The sequence below is a fragment of the Streptomyces sp. NPDC058620 genome, from assembly GCF_042717135.1.
GTDB lineage: Bacteria > Actinomycetota > Actinomycetes > Streptomycetales > Streptomycetaceae > Streptomyces.
Genome location: NZ_JBHXQO010000001.1, coordinates 45,297 through 67,247, shown reverse-complemented (window position 1 = coordinate 67,247; position 21,951 = coordinate 45,297). Strand labels below are relative to the sequence as shown.

General features: G+C 69.6%; 14 protein-coding genes. All 14 read right to left on the bottom strand.

What is annotated here, in order from left to right:
- Positions 1–25: 25 nt before the first annotated feature.
- Positions 26–6,364, bottom strand: a complete 6,339-nt coding sequence (locus ACFWSK_RS00280; RefSeq protein ID WP_383779797.1) for an amino acid adenylation domain-containing protein — start codon at positions 6,362–6,364, stop codon at positions 26–28.
- Positions 6,365–6,491: 127 nt separating this feature from the next.
- On the bottom strand, positions 6,492–7,475 hold the full coding sequence (locus ACFWSK_RS00275) for an amidohydrolase family protein (protein ID WP_383779795.1): 984 nt from the start codon (positions 7,473–7,475) through the stop codon (positions 6,492–6,494).
- Complete coding sequence (locus tag ACFWSK_RS00270) at positions 7,472–7,720, bottom strand: phosphopantetheine-binding protein (RefSeq protein ID WP_383779792.1); 249 nt, start codon at positions 7,718–7,720, stop codon at positions 7,472–7,474. Before ACFWSK_RS00270 ends, ACFWSK_RS00275 begins: the two co-directional genes overlap by 4 nt.
- A gap of 1 nt (position 7,721) precedes the next feature.
- Positions 7,722–8,807: an amidohydrolase family protein gene (locus ACFWSK_RS00265; RefSeq protein WP_383779790.1), complete on the bottom strand. Its 1,086-nt coding sequence runs from the start codon at positions 8,805–8,807 to the stop codon at positions 7,722–7,724.
- On the bottom strand, positions 8,804–10,321 hold the full coding sequence (locus ACFWSK_RS00260; RefSeq protein WP_383780760.1) for an AMP-binding protein: 1,518 nt from the start codon (positions 10,319–10,321) through the stop codon (positions 8,804–8,806). The genes ACFWSK_RS00265 and ACFWSK_RS00260 overlap by 4 nt, the downstream gene beginning before the upstream one ends.
- 88 nt (positions 10,322–10,409) lie before the next feature.
- Positions 10,410–12,119, bottom strand: a complete 1,710-nt coding sequence (locus tag ACFWSK_RS00255) for an aspartate aminotransferase family protein (protein ID WP_383779787.1) — start codon at positions 12,117–12,119, stop codon at positions 10,410–10,412.
- Positions 12,091–12,756 (bottom strand): GNAT family N-acetyltransferase, encoded by a 666-nt coding sequence (locus ACFWSK_RS00250; RefSeq protein ID WP_383779784.1) that lies wholly within the window; start codon positions 12,754–12,756, stop codon positions 12,091–12,093. The genes ACFWSK_RS00255 and ACFWSK_RS00250 overlap by 29 nt, the downstream gene beginning before the upstream one ends.
- A gap of 20 nt (positions 12,757–12,776) precedes the next feature.
- A complete protein-coding gene (locus tag ACFWSK_RS00245; protein ID WP_383779781.1) occupies positions 12,777–13,733 on the bottom strand; it encodes a fatty acid desaturase family protein in 957 nt (318 codons plus the stop codon).
- Between the two features lie 153 nt (positions 13,734–13,886).
- Positions 13,887–15,365: a condensation domain-containing protein gene (locus ACFWSK_RS00240; protein WP_383779779.1), complete on the bottom strand. Its 1,479-nt coding sequence runs from the start codon at positions 15,363–15,365 to the stop codon at positions 13,887–13,889.
- A 714-nt stretch (positions 15,366–16,079) separates the two neighbouring features.
- Positions 16,080–17,039, bottom strand: coding sequence for a 3-oxoacyl-ACP synthase III family protein (locus ACFWSK_RS00235; RefSeq protein WP_383779777.1), 960 nt, complete (start codon positions 17,037–17,039; stop codon positions 16,080–16,082).
- Between the two features lie 37 nt (positions 17,040–17,076).
- Positions 17,077–18,216, bottom strand: a complete 1,140-nt coding sequence (locus tag ACFWSK_RS00230) for an acyl-CoA dehydrogenase (RefSeq protein ID WP_383779774.1) — start codon at positions 18,214–18,216, stop codon at positions 17,077–17,079.
- Positions 18,217–18,281: 65 nt separating this feature from the next.
- On the bottom strand, positions 18,282–19,283 hold the full coding sequence (locus tag ACFWSK_RS00225; RefSeq protein ID WP_383779770.1) for an aldo/keto reductase: 1,002 nt from the start codon (positions 19,281–19,283) through the stop codon (positions 18,282–18,284).
- A gap of 55 nt (positions 19,284–19,338) precedes the next feature.
- Positions 19,339–19,983, bottom strand: a complete 645-nt coding sequence (locus ACFWSK_RS00220; RefSeq protein WP_383779767.1) for a nitroreductase family protein — start codon at positions 19,981–19,983, stop codon at positions 19,339–19,341.
- A 79-nt stretch (positions 19,984–20,062) separates the two neighbouring features.
- A complete protein-coding gene (locus ACFWSK_RS00215) occupies positions 20,063–21,442 on the bottom strand; it encodes an aspartate aminotransferase family protein (protein ID WP_383779764.1) in 1,380 nt (459 codons plus the stop codon).
- Positions 21,443–21,951: the final 509 nt, after the last annotated feature.

The window sequence follows — 21,951 nt, the reverse complement described above, 5'->3', positions numbered from 1 at the left end:
ATGGCGCGTCTGTGTCTCTGTGCGTCTACGCCTCCGCGTGCAGGCGCGCGGCGAGTGAGGCCACGGTGGGCGCTTCGAAGAGGGCCCGGACGCGGATGCTCGCATCGAGGTCGGCCCGTATGCGAGCGACCAGTTCGGTGGCGAGCAGGGAGTGCCCGCCGAGGTCGAAGAAGCTGTCGTCGATGCTGACCCGCGGCACCCCGAGAACCTGCTCGAACAGGTCGCACAGTGCCTTCTCGTCCGGCGTGCGCGGGGCCCGCCCCGCCCCGTGTCCCGCGGTGTCCGGTGCGGGCAGGGCGCGGCGGTCGAGTTTGCCGTTCGTGTTCAGGGGCAGCCGGTCCAGCTCGACGAACGCGGCGGGGAGCATGTATGCGGGCACGGTCCGCTCCAGGTACGTGCGCAGTTCCTCCTGCTGGGGCGCCGAGCGGAGAGCTACCGCGTCCCGCGTGCCGCGGCTCGGCACGTAGTACGCGACCAGCTTCCTGTCGCCCGGCCGGTCCTCCCGTACGGTCACGGCCGCTTGGCCGACGCCGGGGTGGCCGGTCAGGGCGGCCGCCACCTCATCCGGTTCAATACGGAATCCACGGATCTTGACCTGGTCGTCCGTCCGTCCGATGAACTCCAGGCAGCCGTCCCGGTGGCGGCGGACCAGATCGCCGGTGCGGTACATCCGCTCTCCCGGGCCGCCGAAGGGATCGGCGACGAAGCGCTCCGCGGTCAGCACGGGGCGGCCGAGGTATCCGTGTGCAAGTCCGGCGCCCGCGATGTACAAATCACCTGCCACACCGGGCGGAACGGGCTGGAGGTGCCGGTTCAGCACATGGACGCGAGTGTTGTCGAGGGGGCGGCCGATGGGCGGAGTGCGGTGGCCGCAGTCCTCGCCCAGCCAGGCCGTGGCGTAGACGGTCGTTTCCGTCGGCCCGTAGATGTTGGCGATTCGGGCGCCGGGGACGGCGGTCCGCAGTTCCGCGACGACATGGGCGGGCAGAGCCTCGCCTGCCAGTACGACGGTCTCCGCCTTGAGGTCCACGTCGTGGTGTCCGACGAGGTTGGACACGGCCGAGGGCACTGCGCTGATCAGACTGCCCGTCCAACGTCCTGCCGGGCGTTCCGCCACCGCCAGCACATCACGGACGATCTCGATGCTGCCGCCGCACAGCAGGGGGCACAGGATCTCGAAGACGGAGACGTCGAAGGTCAGGGAGGTGGCGGCCAGGACATGGGAGAGCCCCTCTCGCCCGAAGGTGCCGCGGGCCCAGAGCGCGAGGTTCACGGCAGCGGAGTGCGGGACCGCTACGCCCTTGGGGCGGCCGCTCGTCCCGGATGTGTAGATCACGTACGCGGTGTTGCCCGGGAGCGGTGCCTGCGGCCGGTCGTGGCCGGCGAGGCGGTCGTCGGCCAGGCCGTCATCGGCCGGGCCGTCGACGCGGAGCACGGGAAGGCCGTCGGGAAGCAGTGCGGAGGTCTCGTCCGTGGCGACCGCGCAGACCGGGGTCGCGTCGTCCAGGACCAGGGCGATGCGCCCTGCGGGGTGGCGCGGGTCCAGGGGAAGGTAGGCGGCGCCGGTCTTCAGTACGGCCAGTACGGCCACCACCATGTCAGCCGACCGGGGCAGGGCCAGGGCCACGAGCCGCTCGGGTCCCGCTCCGGCGGCGCTCAGCCGCCTGGCGAGCCGGTCGGCACCGGCGTCCAGCCGGGCGTAGGTGAGACGGTCGCCGTCGCAGATCACGGCCGTCGCGTCCGGGGTGCGGACGACCTGGTCATGGAAGAGGGCGGGCAGGGTGGTGGCGGGCCGGGGGCGGTCGGTGCGCGTGCGTTCCGCCAGCAGCTGGTGGTGCTCCTCGGGGGTCAGGACGTCCAGGGCCTCGACGGGCGTGTCCGGAGCGGCCACCGCCCTGGTGAGCAGGAGGGTCAGCCGGGCGACCAGGCCGAGGACGGTGTCCCGGTCGAACAGGTCGGTGCTGTACTCGAGGAATCCGGTCAGCCCATCCGGTTCGCCGTCCGCCGTCTGCTGCTCGGTGAGGTTGAGCAGCAGGTCGAAGCGGGCTGCCCCGGGGTGCAGGAGCTCGCTGTCGATCTGCAGCCCGGGGGTGGTCCAGCGGGGTTCGGGAGCGTTCTGCAGGGCCAGGGACACCTGGAAGAGCGGATGGCGGCCGATGGCGCGGGCCGGGTTGAGGTCCTCGACGAGGTACTCGAAGGGCACGTCCTGGTGTGCGTACGCGCCCAGCGCGGTGTCGCGTGTGCGGTGGAGCAGTTCCCGGAAGCTCGGGGAGCCAGAGGTGTCCGTCCGCAGGACGAGGGTGTTGACGAAGAATCCGACGGACCGGTCCAGGGCCTGGTCGGTGCGTCCGGCGACGGGTGAGCCGATGGGTATGTCGTGTCCCGCGCCCATCCGGGTCAACAGGGCGGCCAGGGCGGCCTGCAGCGCCATGAAGAGGCTGGTGCCGCTGTGGTGGGCCTGGTCGGCCAGGGCGCGGTGGAGTTCCGCGTCCCAGGCGACCGGCACCGTCGCGCCCCGGTACGTGGGGTCCGCGGGGCGCGGGCGGTCCGAAGGGAGGTCCAGTTCCGCGGGCAGACCGCTGAGCTCTTGCCGCCAGTAGGCGAGTTGGCGGGCCAGCCGGCCTGCCGGGTCGCCGGGGTCGCCGAGCAGGTCACGCTGCCACAGCGTGTAGTCGGCGTACTGCACGGGCGGCCCGGGCCGTTCGTCGGCATGGGCGTCGTCGGCCTGGGCGTCGGCGGGTGTCCCGGCCGGGACGGGGGGCGTGGCAGCGGCCTCGGGCACGGCCCCGGCGTGGACCTCGTATGCCGCCATCAGGTCCTCGGCCAACGGGGCGAAGGACCAGCCGTCGCAGGCGATGTGATGGATCAGGAGCAGCAGTACGTGCCGGTGCGGGCCGAGGGAGAAGAGGTGGGCGCGCAGCGGCATGCCACCAGCGAGGTCGAAGGGCTGGTCGATCGCCTCGTCGAGGGCGGTGGTCAGCGCGTCGTCGGTGACGCGCCGTACGGGCATGGCCGCGGGGGCGTCCGCCGGGTCGAGGATCCGCTGGCAGGGCTCGCCGTCCTGGTCGGGGAAGACCGTGCGCAGGACTTCGTGGCGGGCGATGAGGTCCTGGAGGGCTGCGCGGAGCGCGCCGGTGTCCAGTTCGCCGGTCAGCCGGAGCAGCCAGGGCACGTGGTACGCCCGGCTCTGTCCTTCCAGGTGGTGCAGGAACCACAGGCGGCGCTGGGCGAAGGACAGCGGCAGCGTGCTGGGGCGGTCGGCCTGCCGCAGCGCGGGACGGGCGTCGGTGTCGAACCCGCGGTCCTGGATCCGGTCGGCCAGCTGGGCGACGGTGGGGCTGTCGAAGAGTGCGCGGATGGGGAGTTCGGTGCCCCGCGCGGCACGTACCCGCGCCACGAGGCGGGTGGCCAGCAGGGAGTGACCACCGAGGGCGAAGAAGTCGTCGTCGATGCCGACGTCCGCGACGCCGAGTATCTCGCCGAACAGCTCGCACAGCTCGCGTTCGAGGTCTGTGCGCGCGGGGCGGCCGGAGCCGGCCTCGACGGCCGGGGCGGGCAGCGCCGCCCGGTCGAGCTTGCCGTTGACCGTCAGGGGCAGCCGCTCCAGGAGCACGATCGCCGTCGGCACCATGTAGTCGGGCAGCCGTTCGCGCAGGTACGCGCGCAGTGCGGCGGTCAGTCGCCTGCCGTGGCGCGCCGCTGCCGGAGTGGTGGCGTACGCGGCCGGTGCGCCCAGGTCGTCGGCGGGCTCGTACGCCTGCGGGGTGGCGCCGGCACGGGAGAAGAGGACGTCGACCGCGTCCACGTCCGTCGGCGACGGTGCGACCGCCACCTGGTAGCCGAGTTCCGCACCGAGTGCGTACAGCTCGTCGGGCTCGACCCCGTGCGGTGCGGCTGACAGGAGGTTCAGTGCCTCGGCCGGGGTCGCTCCCTCGTCGAGGGCCCGGGCGGCCGCGGCCTCCTGGGTCGTTCGCCGGTTGGGGATCGCGGACATCCGCAGGTTCGCGGGGCGGTGCTCGCGCAGGTACTTCGTGAGGGCGGCCGGGGTGTCCTCGATGTCGGGCCTACGCATCCGGAGGGTCGCGTCGTGCGGGCCGGGTAGGGGCGGTGTCGTCGTCTTGTGCAGCACGGCGTCGTAGCGGTAGCGGGTCATCTCGTTGTGGTGGCGGCCGCGGCGCACCTGTATGTCGACCGCGCCGACCGACGGCTGCCGACGGGCGAAGGCGTGGAAGTAGTCGGGCGCCAGAAGCAGTTCCTCCTCCAGCGTCAGGGCGCGTTCCACGGCCAGGCGCAGCCTGGCCGTGTCGTCGTCCGCAGCGGCGCGGTGCAGCTCCACGGCGGTGGTGAAGCAGCGCAGGGAGCGCGCGTCACGAACGTCGCCGACGAAGAGGGCCCCGCCGGGTGCGAGCAGCGCGAGGGCCTGCGTCAGCACGTCGTGGAGATAGCCGGAGTCCGGGAAGTACTGCAGGACGGAGTTGAGGACGACGACGTCGAAGTGGCCGGCGGGCAGCTCACCGACGGTGTCGGCCGCCCGACGGCTCAGCCGGATCCGCGGGGCCAGGGCGGGCCGCGCCGCCACTTCGCGGCGCAACAGGTCCACGGCTTGCTGGGAGACGTCTGTGCCCCAGTACTCCTGGCAGCCGGGAGCCAGCCGCGACAGCAGCAGGCCGGTGCCGACGCCGATCTCCAGGACGCGCTCGGGGTGCAGGGCACGAATGCGGCGGACGGTTTCGTCGCGCCATTCCCGCATGTGGGGTGCGGGCAGGGACGCGCCGTCGAGGTAACTGTCGTGCCAGCCGGAGAAGTCCTCGCCGAAGGCGGGGGTAGGGGCGGAGCGCGTGCGCGCGTACTGGGAGTCGAACACCTTCGCCCAGTCGCCGACCTGCTCGGCGGCCGTGTCATCGGGTGCCTCGCCGGTCCGGGGGGCGGTGACGGCGTAGGCGGTCAGGCGCTGGTCGCCGGGGCGGTCCTCGCGGACGACGACGGCTGCCTGGCTCACGGCGGGGTGGGTGGTGAGGACCGACTCGATCTCGCCCGGCTCGATGCGGAAGCCGCGGATCTTGACCTGCTGGTCCGCGCGGCCGAGGAACTCCAGTGCGCCTTGGTCGTTCCAGCGCGCCACGTCACCGCTGCGGTACATGCGGCTGCCCGGCGGCCCGAAGGGGGCGGCGACGAAGCGTCCCGCGGTGAGGGCGGGCCGGTTCAGGTAGCAGCGTGCGACGCCGGGCCCGGCGACGTACAGCTCGCCGGGGACTCCGGCCGGTACGGGGCGCAGGGCCTCGTCGAGGACGTGGGTGGACAGGTCGGTGAGTGCGGTGCCGATCCTGCTGGCGGGCCGGCCGATGGTGTCGTCCCTGGTGAGCGCCGTGTAGGTGACGTGGACGGTGGTCTCGGTGATGCCGTACATGTTGACCAGGACCGGTGCGTCGTCGGCGTGGCGCTCGTACCAGGCGGCCAGCTTCCCGAAGTCGAGTGGCTCGCCGCCGAACACGACGGCGCGCAGGACGAGCCGGTCTCCTTGCGCTGGCCGGTCCCGGTCGGCCTGGATCAGGGGGTAGAAGGCCGACGGGGTCTGGCTGAGGACCGTGACGCGTTCCTCGGCGAGCAGGGTGAGGAAGCGGTCGGGTGTGCGGCTGATGTCGTAGGGGACGACGACCAGTCTTCCGCCGTGCAGGAGGGCACCCCACATCTCCCAGACCGACACGTCGAAGGCGTAGGAGTGGAAGAGGGTCCACACGTCCTGTTCGGTGAAGTGGAAGTGGGACGCGCTGTGGGTGAAGAGGCGGACCACGTTCCGGTGGCTGACCACGACCCCCTTGGGCCGGCCGGTGGATCCCGAGGTGTAGATGACGTACGCGGCCGTGTCCGGACCCAGGGGGGCGGTGCGGTCCACGTCGGTGGGGGCGGTCGCGTCCTGTTCCGCCAGCTCCGCGGCGGTCTGCGGGGTGGAGAGCACGAGTCGTGGCGTCGCGGCGCGCAGGTCGAGGGGGTCGAGGCTGAGCAGGAGCAGCGGGCGGGCGTCCCGCAGAATGCTCTCCAGCCGTTCCTCGGGGTGGTGCAGGTCCAGCGGGAGGTAGGCGGCGCCGGACTTGAGGACCGCGAGAATGGCCACGACGAGGTCGATCGAGCGCGGCAGGGCGAGGGCGATGAGCTGTTCGGGTCCCGCGCCGCGCCGGATCAGGACGCGTGCCAGCCGGTTGGCACGTGCGTCGAGTGCGGCGTAGTCGACGCTGTCGCTGCCGTAGTTGACCGCCGTGCGACGAGGATGGCGCAGCGCCTGAGCCTCGAACAGGTCTGTTACGGCCGTACCGTCGGCCGCGTGCCGGTGGCACGCCGGTACGCTTTCCGGTCCGGTGATTGCCATTGCTCAGTTCCTCACTTGTTCGTCCGGCGAATCCCGCGGCCGGTCGGTTCCAGGTCTCTGTTCCAGGTACGGCGGCCCGGTCTGTTCCAGGTTGCGGCGGGCGGGGTGTCCACGGTCCGTCGTGTCGTCAGCCGGCGACGTCGGCGGCCCCGTTGTGCGGTGCGGCCGACGTCTGCGGAGCGGGGCGGCTGCCGGGCGCCAGGACGCGCAGCAGGTTGTCGCACAGGAGGAGTCGTTGGTCGGTGCGGGAGACGCCGGAGAAGACGGTCGGTCCGTGCAGGATTTCGTCGGTCAGGCGTTTCAGCCCGCCGCCCATGCGGCCCAGCGGCCAGTCCGTCCCAAAGATGATCTTGTGGTTGATGCCCGCCCGGAAGAGCCGGTTGAGATGCTCCGGCCAGTCCCGGAGGGTCGGGGTGCTGGCGAACCCGCCGATGTCCAGGTACACGTTGGGCCGGTATGCCGCGAGGTAACCGCCGGTGTCCACGTGGGTCAGCCCCGCGTGCCCCAGGACGAAGTCGACCTGCGGGAAGTCGCGTGCCGCCCGGTCGGTCTTGATCGGGTCCGCGGGCTCGTAGTCCAGGCTCGCCGCCGTGGGACCGGTGTGTACGAACACGGGCAGCGACAGGGCCGCGCAGATCTCGTAGTACGGGTAGAGGTCCGGGTCGGAAGGCGAATAGCCGCATGGCGGATACAGCTTCACCCCGTCCAGGGCGTACTCGTCCACCATCTGCGCGAAGGCTCGCACCCCTTCGGGGCCGCGCCGCGGATCGACCCCGATGTAGACCCAGAAGCGATCGGGGTGGCGCTGCCGGATCTCGTGGTGGAGCCGGGCCGCCTCGGGCGGAGCCACGCTTCCGGGCATGCGCAGGCTGAAGTCCGGTACCAGCAGCACCGCCCGTGCGATCCCGGCGGCGTCCATCTCGGCGACCAGCCCGTCGGCCAGGTGGTCCTGGTGCTGGTCGGCGTAGCCGCGGGCGATGCGGGCGACCGACGGCGACGCGCCCCTCGCGGAGAGCTTGCTGTGGACGTTGCCCGCGACGTCCTCGACGAACGCCTGGGGGATGAAGCGCGTAGATGCCACATGGCAGTGGCCGTCGTAGATGGTGGTCATCCGACGCAGTGCTGCACGATGCCCCGGACGGTGACGCCGTCACTGTGGTCGAAGGTGGCGAAGTCGAAGGTCGTGTCGAACTGTTCCTCCAGGTGAGCGATCAGGCCGACGAAAGCCATGGAGTCGAGCAGACCGGTGTGGCTGAGATTGGTGTCCGCGTCGACGACGGTCTGCGTCTCCCCGGCGTTCCAGTCCTCCACCCATGCGATCAGCGACTTTTCCAGTTCCGCGCTGTCCTGCTTCATATCAGGCCACTCCTGTGCGTCGTTGCGGCGTCGTTGCGGCGTCGTGTGGTTGAGGTGGTGGGCGGTGGGGCTCTCCCGGAGCGGTTCCCGTGGACTTCCTGCGGCCGGTCAGGCGCAGGCTGTTGCCGCTCATCAGCAGTCGCCGGTCGGGCTCCCGCAGTCCGGCGACGGCGGGAGAGCCCTGGGCGAACGCGCCGACCAGGCCGCTGAGCGACTCCGTCAGCCGGTAGGAGGGCCAGCAGGTACCGAAGAGGATCTTGTGGCAGATCCCCGTGCGGAGGAGCCGGTTCAGGTGCGCCCGCCAGCCGTCCGCGGCCAGGACCGAGTGGAACTGGCTGATGTCCAGGTGCACGTTGGGCCGGTGGGCGCACAGATAGGTCGCCTCGTCGACGTGGGTGACCCCGCCGTGCCCCAGGATGAAGTCGACCTGGGGGAAGTCGCGGGCCGCCCGGTCCAGCAGGAGCGGACTGCCGTAGGAGAAGTCCAGGGGCCCCCAGCCGGGACCCGTATGGGTGAGGACGGGCAGTCCGTAGTGCGCGCAGATCTCGAAGTACGGGTCCAACCGCGCGTCACTGGGCGAGTAGCCGCACAGCGGATACAGCTTCAGCCCGGCGAAGCCGTACTCCGTCACGCAGCGTTCGAAGAGGTCGACGCCGTCCTGGCCGGCTCGCGGGTCGACGCCCCAGAAGACGTGGAAGCGGCCCGGGTGGCGACGGGCGATCCGGTCGTGCCAGGCCGCGAGTTCGGGACGGGACAGGCGGCACCGCGCCACCTGGGAGAAGTCGGGGACGACCAGGAACGCCTGGTCGACGCCCGCCTCGTCCATCTCGGCGACGAGCTTGTCGGCCTCGTCGTCCTGGTGGAGGGCGAGTACGTGGTCCAGGGTGCGCGAGGGTCGCACCCGGTGGCCGTACGAGGTCAGCCGATGGTGGACGTTGGTGGCCTGGTACTCCAAGAAGGCGCGCGGGATGGCCAGTTCGCTGCCGAGCTGTACTTGCGCGTCGATGACGAGCGGCCGGCCGGAACTCCCGGCCGCCGTGCCGTTGCCGGCAGGTCCGGCGGTCGCCGGCTCGGCCGATTCGCTCACCGGCCCCCCTCGTCCGCTACGGGGTCCGCTGCGGGCGCGGCGGAGAGCGTGCCGGCGAAGTGCTCCGCCGCACGGGCCCTGCTCAGCTTGAGATTGCCGGTCAGGAAGGCGGGGTCGGAGCGCAGCGGCCGCTCGGAGAAGACCATCGACATCACGCGCTGGTGGGCCGGGAGCGACCCGTTGACCTCCTCGACGCGCTTGCGGAGCTGCGTGCGCAGGGCGGCGTCCTTGGGGTCGGTCGGGGTGATGATCGCGCCGAGCCTGGCCGACTGCGAAGTCGGCACCACGATGATCTCGCTGAGGCCCTCGACGGAGACGAACGCACTCTCGATCTCGGCGGGGTGCACCTTGCGACCGCTGCCGAGCACGATGACGTCCTTCTTGCGGCCGATCAGGGTGAGGTACCCGTCCTCGTCCAGCCGCCCGTAATCACCGGTCAGGATGGAGCCGTCGGAACGGAAGCAGTCTTCGGGCGTCGAGCCTTCGTCGGTCTCGAAGTAGCCCCGGCTCAGCGGCGCCGGGCGGTTGATGACCACCTCCCCGTCGTCCAGGAAGGTCACCGCGTCCGGGTCTATCAGCTTGCCGACGGAGCCGAGGCGGTAGGCGTCATGGGTGTTCCAGGCGACCATGCCGGTCTCTGTCAGCCCGTACGCCTCAAGGAGTCGGACATCCTGTTTCCAGTACCCTTCGAGGGTTTCACGCCGGATCGGCGCCATCCCCGTGATCAGGAAGCGTATGCGCCCACCGAGAAAGTCGCCCAGGGTGATGTCCGCGCCGCTTGAGGAACAGAGCTGCAGCGCGGTGTCGTAGAAGACGGGTGGGCCTATCAGGAAGGTCGGCTGTTCCTTGCGAAGGGTCTGGAAGACGCGCTGGTAGGGGGCGAGCACCAGATCCGCCCCCAGCCACAGGCAGCAGTAGACCGACAGCCGCTGCTGGTAGTTGGAGAGCGGCAGGAAGATCAGGTGCCGGTCGGCGGCGGTCAGACGGAAGCTGTCGATGAAGCGGTTGATGACGTAGTCGGTGCCGCTTCCGCTGATCTGAAGTCCCTTGAGCCGGCCCGATGTGCCCGAGGAGTAGACCAGGCTGTGCACGTCCTCGCGGTCGTACACCTCAGCACTCGGCGGCGCCACGTTCTCCCCGGGGACTCCGTCGGGCCGGATCACGGTGAGTGCCGTGAGCGGTACGGAGTCGTCCGCGATCAGCAGGGCCAGGCCGTGCCGGGCGACGAACTCCGAGGGGTCGGCCACCTCCGTGGAGTCCGGGAACGCCTTGAGCAGGGCGCCGGTGGCCAGTGCCGCGAGGTCCCAGGCCAGCCAGTCGAGGCTGTTTCCCGCCTTGATCCCGATGACGTGGCCCCGCCGCACACCAGCGGCGGTCAACTGCCCGGCGCGGTCGGCTGCCAGGGCGTGCAGATCACTGTGCGTTATTTCTCGACGACTGCCCGAGACGTCGATCTCCACCACGCGGGCGTCCGTGTGGCCGCCGTACCGGTTCGTGAGGTCGTGCAGGGTCATGCTCACTTCGGGTTCGCCTTTCGTTGCCGCTGTTGCCGTCTCGTCGTTCGGGCGTTCGCAGGGCAGCCCACAGGGGGCTGCGCCCGGTTCACACGGTCTCCCGCACGGATCCGAGCGCGGACCGCAGCGCCGCGACGCACTCGGTCAGCGCCCGGCCGGCCACGAAGCCGATGCGGCCGCCGAGCAGTTCCTCGTACGAGCCGCTGTCGGTGTCCCATGTGATGCACAGGTGCAGGAGGCTGCCGCCGTCGGCGGCGGGCGTGACCGTCGCCTCGCGGCAGAGGGTGCGCCACAGCCAGCCTGCCTCTGCGCTCAGCCGGACACCCTGGGCGGTGGTCTCCGTACGGTCGGCCCAGACCACGGTGTCCGCCCCGAGCCGTCCGGCGAACTCCGCGTCGTACCCCTTCGGTCCGGTGTCGGCAGCGGCGAAGGGGTCCAGGATGCGGGGCCGGGCGTGCAGGAGTTCCAGCACCTCATGGGCCGGGTGCGGCAGTGACACGGTGCGGGTGAGCGGGGACAGTTCGCTGCCGGAGCCGTCGGCACGTCCCTCGCCGACAGCACGTAGATGCGCGTCGGCCTCCGCCAGGAGTGTGTCGAGGACCGACAGGCAGTGTTCGAGCTCGTCCATGGTGATGACCATGGGGGGTTGGACCCGCAGCACCCTCGGGTTGTACAGCGAGTACGTGGACGTGATCCCCTCTTCCAGCAGCCGCCCCAGGACGAGACCGGCCAGGGCCTGGTCGTGGAATTCCAGGCCGTGCATCATGCCCACACCACGGTGCGCGGCGACCACGCCGGGGTGCCGCTCCGCAGCCGCGGCCAGCCGCTGCCCGATGGTCCGCGCCCTTTCCCGCACTCCGTCGAGGAAAAGGGGGTCCGAGGCGATGGCGACACTCTCCAGACCCACCCGGCACGACAGCGGATTGCCGCCCAGACTCGACCCGAATGTCGAGGGCAGTTCCCGCAGCACTCCCCACACCTCCTCGGTGCCCAGCACCGCCGAGACGGGCAGCACACCGCCACCGAACGCCTTGCCCACGCACACCAGGTCGGGGACGATGCCGGACTGCTCGTAGGCGAAGAAGGTGCCGCACCGTCCGAAGGCCGTCTGCATCTCGTCGAGGATGAGGAGGGCCCCTGCCTCGGTGCACAGCCTGCGCACCTCCCGCAGGTAGTCGGGCGGCGGCACGATCACCCCGGCCTCCGCCTGTACGGGTTCCAGCAGAACCGCGCCGACCGAGTCGTCCAGCGCGGCGGCCAGCTCGGCCGTGTCACCGAAGGTCACCTGCCGGAAGTGCTCCATGAACGGGGCGAGATGCGCACGGTGTTCGGGACGGTTGGAGGCACTGAGGGTGGCGAAGGTCTTGCCGTGGAAGCAGCCGCGGGCGCTGATGACACCGGGGCGGCCCGTCGCGGCACGGGCCAGTTTCAGCGCGTTGTCGATCGTCTCCCCGCCGCCGTTGGCCAGGTACGAGTACGGCAGACGCTGCCCGGTGATCTGCGCGAGCCGCTCGGAGAGCCGTATCTGCACATCCTCGAACATGATCTTGGTGCTGTTGAGCACCCCGGTGTCGAGCTGTTCCCGTACGGCCGCGACGATCCGCGGATGGGAGTAGCCGAAGGACTGGTTGCCGTACTGGTCGAACATCGCGAGGAACGACCGTCCCTCGTCGTCGCTGACGCGGCTCCCCTCCCCCCTGTCCTGGACCTTGCAGCCCATGACGAACGCCATCTTGGCGTAGGTGGGGTGGTTGTGTGCCGCCTTCAGTTCAGCCAGCCGCTGGCGTCGAGTGCGCATATACGGCCTCCTCCGGATCGGCGGACGCGTAGGTGTCGTAGTCACCGAAGAAGTACTGCAGCAGCCGATTGCCGCGGTGTACGTCATCGCGCGCCGCCTGTGCGGCTACGGACACGTCCAGAGTCGCCACCAGGCTGAGGGGCGCGCCCTGGAAGCGTTCGTCCGCGTACTGCTCGCCGAGCGCCACGAAGCCGATGTCCTGGTAGAAGCTGCGCAGGCCGCCCGAGTCGTCGACGAAGAAGTCGCCGATGATGTGCGTCGCCCCGTGCGTACGGATGCTGTGGACCAGCGCCTGGCGCATGAGCGCCATGCCGATCTTCTGCTGGCGAAGCTTCGGCAGGGTCATCAAGTGGCCGAACTCCACCAGTCGGTTTCCCGGCCGCAGCAGGGAAAGGTCGACGGTGTCGTCGCAGGGCAGCCCCGACGGTGAGTCCGGAACGACCTTGACGGTGCCCACCGGCACGCCGTCGAGGTAACCGACGATGTATTCGGCCGTCCCGTCGAAGCGGTCGAAGGTGGCTGCCGTGTCGGCGGTGTCGGCGAGCCGGCCCTGGTCCTGCACGTAGACGGCGTCACGCAGCAGGATCACATCGGCTCGCTCGGCCTCTGTCCGGGCTATTCGATAGGTAACATCCACGACCTTCACCCCTTTTGGGATCACTTGCGGAGCAGCTTCACGAAAAAGTCGAGATATCCGCTGTGGAAATAACGGATCCGGTCTCGGACTTCGGTGTGGAGAGCGGGCAGTCGCTCGATCGGAAGATTCGGCATCAAGTGGTGCTCGACGTGGTAGTTGTTGCCGTTGGTGAACCACATGGCGATCCGGTTGGAACGTATCGTCCGTGTATTGGCGAACGGGTCCCGATCGAGGGTCTCGCACCGGTAGTGCTCGGGCAGTTCGATCACCGCGTGCACCGGAGCGGCGACGAGCAGAAGCGGCAGCAACCACACCCAGACGATGACGGCATATCCTGTCCACCAGGTCAGTGCGCCCAACCCGGCAATGACGACCGCCGCAAGAAAATGGTCCCGCCGGATCCTGCGGGATACCAGGCCGTTCTCATCGGGGAAATCCCGGCCCAGCAGCGAGCGGCCGAGATTCGCGACGAAGAACACGTAGTGGTGAGCCATGGAGAAACGAACGGCCCAGTCGAGACCGACACCCAGTCGCGACCGGTCCCCTTTCGCGCCGTACTGGTCGCCGTAGTCGAAGAACTCACGGTTCATCGGGGTTCCCAGATCGCGGTGGTGGCGCATGTGGGTGGCCCGGTAGGCGGCGAAGGAGATGAGCATCGGCAGCCCGAGGACGATGCCGGTGACGGTGTTCGCCCGGCGGCTGCGATAAGCCAGATTGTGCAGCGTCTCGTGCTGGAGCTCCGCGGCGTGCGCGAACATGGCGCCGGTCAGGACCACTCCGACGATCCGACACCAGAGCACGGGCTGCAGCGCCATCGCGACGCCCGCCCCGGTGAGCACGACGCACAGTGTCAGCTTGAGAGAGAACACCCAGCCCCGGGGCTCGGTGCGCAGGTGCTTCAGCGTTGCTCTGAGATCAGCGGCCTCCTGATGCCGGGATGAATGAGGGACTGCCGTCTCGCCTGGGGATGCGTCCATGCTCCTGCCTCCTTTCCGATCACGACGCCAGGTGCGCGGAGCTGCGGGCGTGTGCGGGCAGGGTGTTTTCGTGGCACACCGCCCTCGCCCTGGCCTGGTCCGGATCCGGCCAGGCAGGTTCGCCGTTCGGCTCTGCTCGGGGTCGGCGCGTGATCAGCCCGTCGACGCACGGGACCGCTCGGGCCCGGGGCACAGCGCGTGGAGCGGCGTGTGCGGACCGGCCTTCTCGATCGCGTCGAACATCGACAGCAGGCCCGCCAGATGCGCCTCGGTCTCCGGTGCGCTGTAGAGCTCGGGGTGGGTGTCGAGGATGAGTTCCATGGTCCCGTCGGACGCGATCTGGATCAGGTACACCGTCATGTCGACGGTGAGGGGGATCGAAACCGTGTGCTGGATCGCCGGGGCTCCCGCGAAGTCCAGCCGGTGGTCGAACAGCATGACGTTGACCATTGCGGCCCACAGCCGTCCGCTGCCGCCCCGTTCGGTGATCTCTCGCGACAACTCTGCTGTGGGATAGCGCGAGTGCAACAGAAGTTCACGCACTTCCCGCGAGATGCGTCGTGCGTGACCGACCAGGGACGATCCGTCGTCGAAGGGGACCCGCAGCGGCAGGATGTTCATCGCCATGCCGACGGCGTTGCGCACCTGCGGACTCAGCCGGCCGGCTGTCGGAAGTCCGAGGAGCACTTCGGGCTCCCGGACCGTGCTGCCCACGTACGCGGCCATCGCGCTGATGGCCAGATCGGACCAGGTCACGCCCAGGCCGTCCGCCACCTCCCCCAGGCGGGCGACGCGGTCGGGCGCCAGCTCGTGCCGGAGCCGCCGGCCTGCGGTGACCTGCGCCCGGCGACGGGATGGTCCGACGGGTTCCGGGCGGCCCGCCAGTTTGCTGTGCCAGTGTGCTTGATCTGCGAGGAAACGTTTCCCCTGCCGATACGCGGCCTCGTTCTCCCGCAACCGCTCGAAGGGCTGGAGCATCCCCTTCTCGTAACTCCGCCCCTCTGACAGGGCGCTGTAGACGGCTGCTACGCGGTTGAAGATCAGCGCGAGGCTCCAGCCGTCGACGACGGCGTGGTGGACCTTCCAGTACAGCAGGGAACAGTCGTCCGCCGTCTTGATGACGGCAGCACCGCACAGCCTCAGCGGATCCACCGGCCGGTGTACGTCCTCCGCCATCCACGCCGCAGCCGCCGCAGCCGGATCGCTCCGTGCACTCAGGTCGATCCATCGCAACGGAGTCGGGTCCGGGTGCACGAATTGCCGGTGCTCGCCTTCCACCGTGATGATCCCCAGGCGCAGCGCGTCGGCTTCGCGCTCGACCTGCAGATGTGCGGCACGCAGGAGATCGGGGTCCACTGGGCCGCGGATTTCCAAGTAGTCACAGATGGAGAAGACGGGATTGGTGAGGTCGCCGATCTGTGCATTCCAGGTTCTCAACTGTGCGGGGAGCAGCGGAAAGTGTTCCCCGTGAGGTGCGTGCACCGTGCGTCCCTTCTCCGATGTGGGACAAACCGAAATATTCAGAAGCGGACGAGGAGGAAATTGGCTGGTTGCACTCATTAATGGCCGCGCTCGGTAGTCGACCGGCGAGGAGAGCAGAGAGTACGCGCATGGAGTCATGCCGGCGGCCATGACTGATGGTCGGTGCCGGATAAACGCTGCGAACATTCCTGACGTCGACCATCTCGTGGCCCGAGAATGAATTTATCGGTCGACCGGGGAGACGCTACACATGCAACGAGATGGCCTCAAGGATCAATGTTTAGCCAGGGTTGTGATCAAGACAGGCTGCGATACGGCCCTATTTGCTCACTGCGCACCCGGGGGATGCGCGAGATCCGCTGGTCACGGGAACGCCGTTGCCAGATTGGCCAGAGTGAACAGTGTGGTCCAACCTGTCTCGTGTGACCGGTGGTCGGGACGCCTCGCCCACCCATGGACAGCTGCCGGCCGGGGTGAAACGTCTGGTGGGAGCGGTGGAAGCAGTGCCGGCGGCGTATACCGGGGGACATCGTCGCCGGCTCACCGGCCGGCGACGAGCTGACCAGTTCCGCCGGGGCCGTCTTGACAGTGGTTCCGGAGGTGCGGCGCGAGCGCGCGTGGGCCGCAGCCAAGGACGCCTTCTCAGGCATGACCGCGCTGGTCACAGCCACCTGTTCGAGGTTCCCCCGAGACGCGGAGGATGATGGGAGGGGGTCACGCCGCGTGGTGATCTCACTGCTGAGGAATGGGAGTTGTTCGAGCCACCCCCTGCCGCTGGGCGGGCGGGGAGCCGACCGCCCTGCCCAGCGAATCAAGAAGCCGGTGACCTTCGACCGCTTGGTCAGCACGAAATCAGCACGGAGGTCAGCCCCTGTACTCCATGGCCATGACCCCCCAGCTGAACCCGAGCGCACTCGTCGCGTGCAGGACCAGGTCGCCGGGCACGAGCTTCTGTGCGGCGATGAGTTCCTGCATCGCGATGAAGGTGTCCGCGGCACCCATGTGGCCGAGCCGGTGGTAGTTGAGGACGCTTCTGCTTTCCGGCAGGCCGAGGTCCGTCAGCAGCCGCTCGTGGATGGGCCTGCTGCCGTGGGTGACCAGCAGATAGGCAACGTCAGTGAGGTCTTTTCCGAGCGAGGTGAGGAGATCCGTGGTGAGGGTGGTGAAGTTCTCCGCGTAGGCCTCGGCCAGGCCGTCCCGGTCGCCGTTCCGCCGGATGATCATCCGGTCGCCGTCACGGACACCGGAGTAGTAGTCGCACCAGCTCGGATCGGTACGCAGGCGTGAGCCCAGGACCTCGGCCGTGGCGCCGGACGACGACAACAGGAAAGCGCCGCCCGCGTCCCCCTGGTTGAACATCTCCTTGGCGGTGGGATCGCCGTAGTCGAGCAGTGTGCTCACCCGGTCGCCGATCAGCACGAGCACCGACTCGCCCTCGCGCCCGGCCAGCGCGTCGCTGCCGATCTGGAGCGCGGCGGTCACGGCGTTGCAGTAGTTCGTCAGCTCGTAGCAGTACGCGCCGGTGATGCCCAGTTCCTGCGCCACCTTCGCCGCCGGCGACCACAAGGCTTTGTCCCACTCCCCCGTACCGGCGTAGATCACGGTCCGTACGGCCGAGGGCGGCACCTGGGTCCGCTTCATCACCTGCTGCGCGGCCCGCAGCGCGAGTTCCCACTCCGTCTCCCCCTCTCCGAGGACCGGGTAGCTGTCGCACGTCGTGATGACGCGTACGTCCTCCTCGGAGAGTCCCGACTCCGCCGCCATCTCGCGGACGCTTCTGCGCGCCGACGGGAAGGTGATCTCGAAGTCCGCTATTCCGGCCATGTTCTGCTCCGTCCGGTCGGTTGTGCCGATCTGTTGTCTACGAGAAGAAGAGGGGCTTGCCCGCGTAGTAGGCGTCGATGGCCTCGCTCATGCTGGACCGCGAGGGCGGATGGAAGACCAGTGCCTGGGCGGCGGACGCGAGATAGGCGATCTCCGGCGAGCGGATGTAGGCCATGCCGCCCAGCGTCTCGACCGCCATGCCGACGACCCTGGTGAGCAGGTCCTGCACGGAGTAGCGGGTGAACAGGGAGGCGGCGGCGCAGTCGTTGCCGAGGTCGCCGTCCATGATCCGGCGTGCGAGTCCCTCGACGAGCGAGGCTGCGGTCTCAACGAGGAGGCACAGCTGGGCGCGCTCGCCGGCCGTACCGCGCCGCTCCTCAAGGGCCCGGGCGACCAGGGAGCTGGCGACACCGGTGTAGGCGGCAGCGATGATCATCTGGAACCAGATGACGCCGGTCTCGTTGAGTTCGTCGAGCTTCTCGGCAGCGCTCGGGGGCGCCCGGAGCAGATCCTCGTCCGTGACGAACACATCCTCCAGGCGGACTTCGTGGCTTTCCGCCGCCACCAGCGGGAACGTCGACCAGAAGGGGTGGATGGAGATGCCCGGGGTGTCGGCGGGCAGCACCAGCAGCGCCATCTCGGGGCTGCCGTCCCGTCCGCTCACGCCCACGCTGGCGGTGAGCAGGTCCATGGAGCGCGACAGGCTGCACGGCTTCTTCGAACCGCTGACGAGGTAGCCGCCGGACGTCTCACGGGCCTGTACGGCGGGGCTCAGGATGCCGCGGCCCGACCGCCCCTCCGCGAAGCCGGAGGCCAGGAGCGACCGCTTCTCCGCCATGACGTCGAGGACGGTCTTGCGGAGCTTGGAGTCGTCGCCGTAGAGAGGCGAGAGGGAGTAGAGCATGCCGACCGAGAAGTGGTGCATCGCGGTCGCCACCGCGAGAGAGGGGGCGAGCGACCCGAGCGCTCGGACGACCCGGACCGCATCGAGGGCGGAGGCTCCGATGCCGTCGTACTCGCCCGGGATCAGGAGGTTGGGGCCGCCGTACTGTTTGAACAGGGCGAGTGCGGGGCTCTCCGCAGACTCCAGCTCGTCGAACGGTACGTCGCCCAGCCGGCCGGCGAGACCCGGTAAGAGCCTTTCGCATGCGGCGAGATCGTGGTGCAGGAATTTCACGCTTCCATACCTTTTCGTAGGGGACGTGTGGGGGGGTGCGGCGGACGGAGCACCGTGTACGGCGGTCAGTTGCCGACCAGCCCCATGAGGAACGGGGAGTAGCGGTCGCCGTCGACGGCGTTCGCCGGCACGGCCGCGGCCACCGCCGCGAGCTCGTCGGCGGAGAGCTCGACCGAGGCGGCGGCGAGGTTCTCCGCCAGGTGGTCCCGTCGTGCGGTGCCGGGGATGGGGACGACGTCGTCACCCTGCTGGTGGAGCCATGCCAGGGCGAGTTGGGCGACGGTGATCCCGCGCGCCGCGGCCAGGGGCCGGAGCGTGTCCAGCACCGCGACGTTGCGGCGCAGCCGTGGCGGGTCGAACCTGGGCAGAGTGCGCCGGAAGTCCGTCGCGGGGCCGAGATCCGCCTCCGAGCGGATGTGCCCGGTCAGGAAGCCCCGGCCCAGCGGACTGGACGCGATCAGGCCCACGCCGAGTTCCCGGCAGACCGGAAGGATCTCGTCCTCGACGCCCCGGCTCCAGAGCGACCACTCGCTCTGGACCGCGGTGACGGGGTGGACCGCGTGCGCACGGCGGAGGGTGGCGGCGGAGACCTCCGAAAGGCACACATGAAGCACCTTCCCCTCTGCGACGAGCTCCGCCATCGCGCCCATGGCCTGCTCGATGTCCTCGCCGGGGGCGGCCCAGTGCTTGACGTAGAGGTCGAGATGGTCCACTCCCAGGCGTCGCAGCGAGGCGTGACAGCGCTCCCGGATGTAGGCCCGGTCCCCGCGCACGCCCAGGAACCGCCCTTCCGCGTCGCGTTCGAGACCGACCTTCGTGGACAGGAGCACCCGGCCCCGCCGCCCCGCGACGGCCCGTCCGAGCAGCCGCTCCCCCTCGCCGAGTCCCTGGACGTCGGCGGTGTCCAGGAGCGCGACACCGCGGTCGATCGCCTCGTGCACCGTGGCGAGTGCCTCGGCGGGGTCGGCGATCCCGTAGAACGAGGTAGTGCTGAGGCAGCCCAGGCCCTGGGCCGGCAGCTTCAACGTGCCGAGGCGGCGGGTGGGGAGCGGTAGTGCGGTCGTCATCGGTGTCCTGTCCGTACGGGGAAGGGAGGGCCCATCGGACCCGGGCGGCCATCCTTCACCAGGTGTCCAGGTGCATCACAGAGGCCAGCGGCTGACGGGCGGCGGGCCGGAAGTCCGTGCCGATGGAGAACGCGGTCGGGATCAGAGCCGCCTGCACGATGCCGTCCGGCATGCCCAGCAGCTCGGCGATCTCCTTCTCGTACATCAGGTGAAGAGTGGTCCAAGCCGTGCCGAGGCGACGGGCGCGGGCGGCGAGCATGTAGCTCCACGCGGCCTGGATGACCGAGCCCCACATGCCGGCCTCGTTGTACTCCGGCGCCTCCTTGGCGTCCAGGCACGGGATGACGAGGACGGGGACCTCCGCCATGTGCTCGCCCAGGTAGGCGACGCTGTCACCGACGCGTTGCTGCTCCGGATGGCGGACCGGGTGGTCCGCGTAGAGCGAGGCGCACGAGCCCTCGGACGTCAGGTAGGACTGCACCGCCCGCCGGTAGTACTCGCCGATGGCTGCCCGCTGGTCCTTGTCGGTGACGACCATCCAGTGCCAGGTCTGCCGGTTGCTGCCCGACGGCGCCTGCAGCGCGATCTCCAGGCACTCCTTGACCAGGTCGAGCGGAACTGGGCGGGTCAGATCGAGCCGTTTGCGCACGGAGCGCGTAGTGGTCAGCAGTTCGTCAGGGGTGAGGTCCAAGAGGGACATGTGGGCCCTTTCCTCGATACGGGACACGGAGACGAGAGGTGGTGCCTGTGCGATCCGGGGGAGTTGCGGCCGTTCGGAGTCAGGCCGCCCGGACGCTGCCATCGGCGTTCACGCGCTGCAGCACCGCGTACAGTCCGTCGGCCAGCTCGTCGGCTTCGTCGCGGCTCAGCACCAGGGGCGGATTGATGAGCAGCGCACGGGGGTTGCCGCGCAGGATGATTCCCGCCTCCTCGCGCAGGGCCGTCGCGACGGGCGCAGTGCCGGTGGGGAGCGGGGCCCGCGTCTGCTTGTCCGCCACCAGCTCGATGCCGAGCATCAGGCCGAGCTGGCGGACTTCACCTACGACGGGCAGGTCCTGCAGACCCTCGAGCCGCTGTGCCAGGTACGCCCCGGTCTTGGTCGTGTTCTCCAGCATGTTCTCGTGGTCGATGAGATCGATGTTGGCCAGGGCGACCGCGCAGGCCGTGGGGTGCCCGGTGTAGGTGAACCCGATGGGGAAGCCGTTCGAGGTGATCATCTCGGTCACCTCGTCGCTGACCAGCACGGCGCCGTGCGGGACGTAACCCGAGGTCAGGCCCTTCGCGGTGACCATGAGGTCGGGGGTCACACCGAAGTGCTCCGCCGCGAACCAGTGTCCGGTGCGGCCGTATCCCGTCACCACCTCGTCGAAGATCAGCAGGATGCCGTGCTGCCGCAGCAGTTCCGCCACCCGCGGCCAGTAGTCCGCGGGGGGAATGACCGCGCCGCCGACGCTCATGACCGGTTCGCCGATCATCGCCGCGATCCGGTCCGGTCCGATCCGTTCGATCGTCTCGCGCAGCTCCCGCAGGCAGAAGTCCGTCACGCCTTCCTCCCCGTACTGCTGGAGCTGGTACGGGTCGGGCGCCGTGAGGTGGTGGACGTCGGGCATGGTCGGCCCGAATCCCTCGTGGTAGACGGGGAGTCCGGACACGCTTCCGCTGCCGTAGCCGATGCCGTGGTAGGCGGACTTGCGGGAGAGTACCCAGGTGCGCTCGGGCCGACCCGCGCGGTGGTGGAAGTAGCGCGCCATCCGTAGGGCGATCTCGTTGCCCTCGGCACCACCGCTGGTGAAGAAGACGCGTTCGAGGCCCGCGGGCGCCAACTCGGCGAGACGCACGGCCAGTTCGATCGCCTTGTCGTTACTCATGAGCTCCCAGGTGTGGAAGCACTCCAGCGCGTTCATCTGCGCGGCGGCGATCTCGGCCAGTTCGCTGCGCCCGTGTCCCACCTGCATCATGCCCAGCACCGCGGCCGCGTCGAGGTAGCTGCGTCCTGTGCTGTCGCGAACGCGGCAGCCGTTCCCCTCGACCATGACGATGCGGTCCCGCCTGCCGGCCGGCAGGTTCGGGTGGATCAGCCGGTCACGGTCGGCCTGAATCCAGTGGGCCGTCCTGGACGCGGTGGACGCGGTGACCGGCACGGTGGGGGACACGGACATGGGCGGGCTCCTTTGGACAGGCGGGCACGAGGTGCCGTGGACTCGGGAGGGGCGCGTGGACGGCGGGTGTGAACAGCCACCGACCGGACGGGAGTCTGTCAGCGGGCGTATGCGGTCGGCATGATCACGGCGCACGCCGTTCGTCCAGTGATCCACAAGCACGGGACAAGTCGGGGATGCCCGCGTCCGCTCGCAGGACCCGAATCCCCCCATTTCGCGGGAGTTTCCCGCGCAGCCCACTGATCATCCGCCTTCAGCCACCTTGAGCCCGGAAGCGATTGGCCGAACACACCCTGTGTTCGACGAGTCGCGGTTGGTACGTTATGACCGGTTCAGCGTCGGGGCGGAATCCGCACCGCAGTCGGCAGGCGCCTCCCGCCGACCGCAACCGCCGTCCCGCCCACGAGCCGTCCGCTTCGGGAAACACAGAGGCAAGGGGCTTATGACAGAGGGATTGGTCCAGAGCGTCGACGGGGCTCGCCGGTTCATCCACTCGCCGGAAAGCGCCG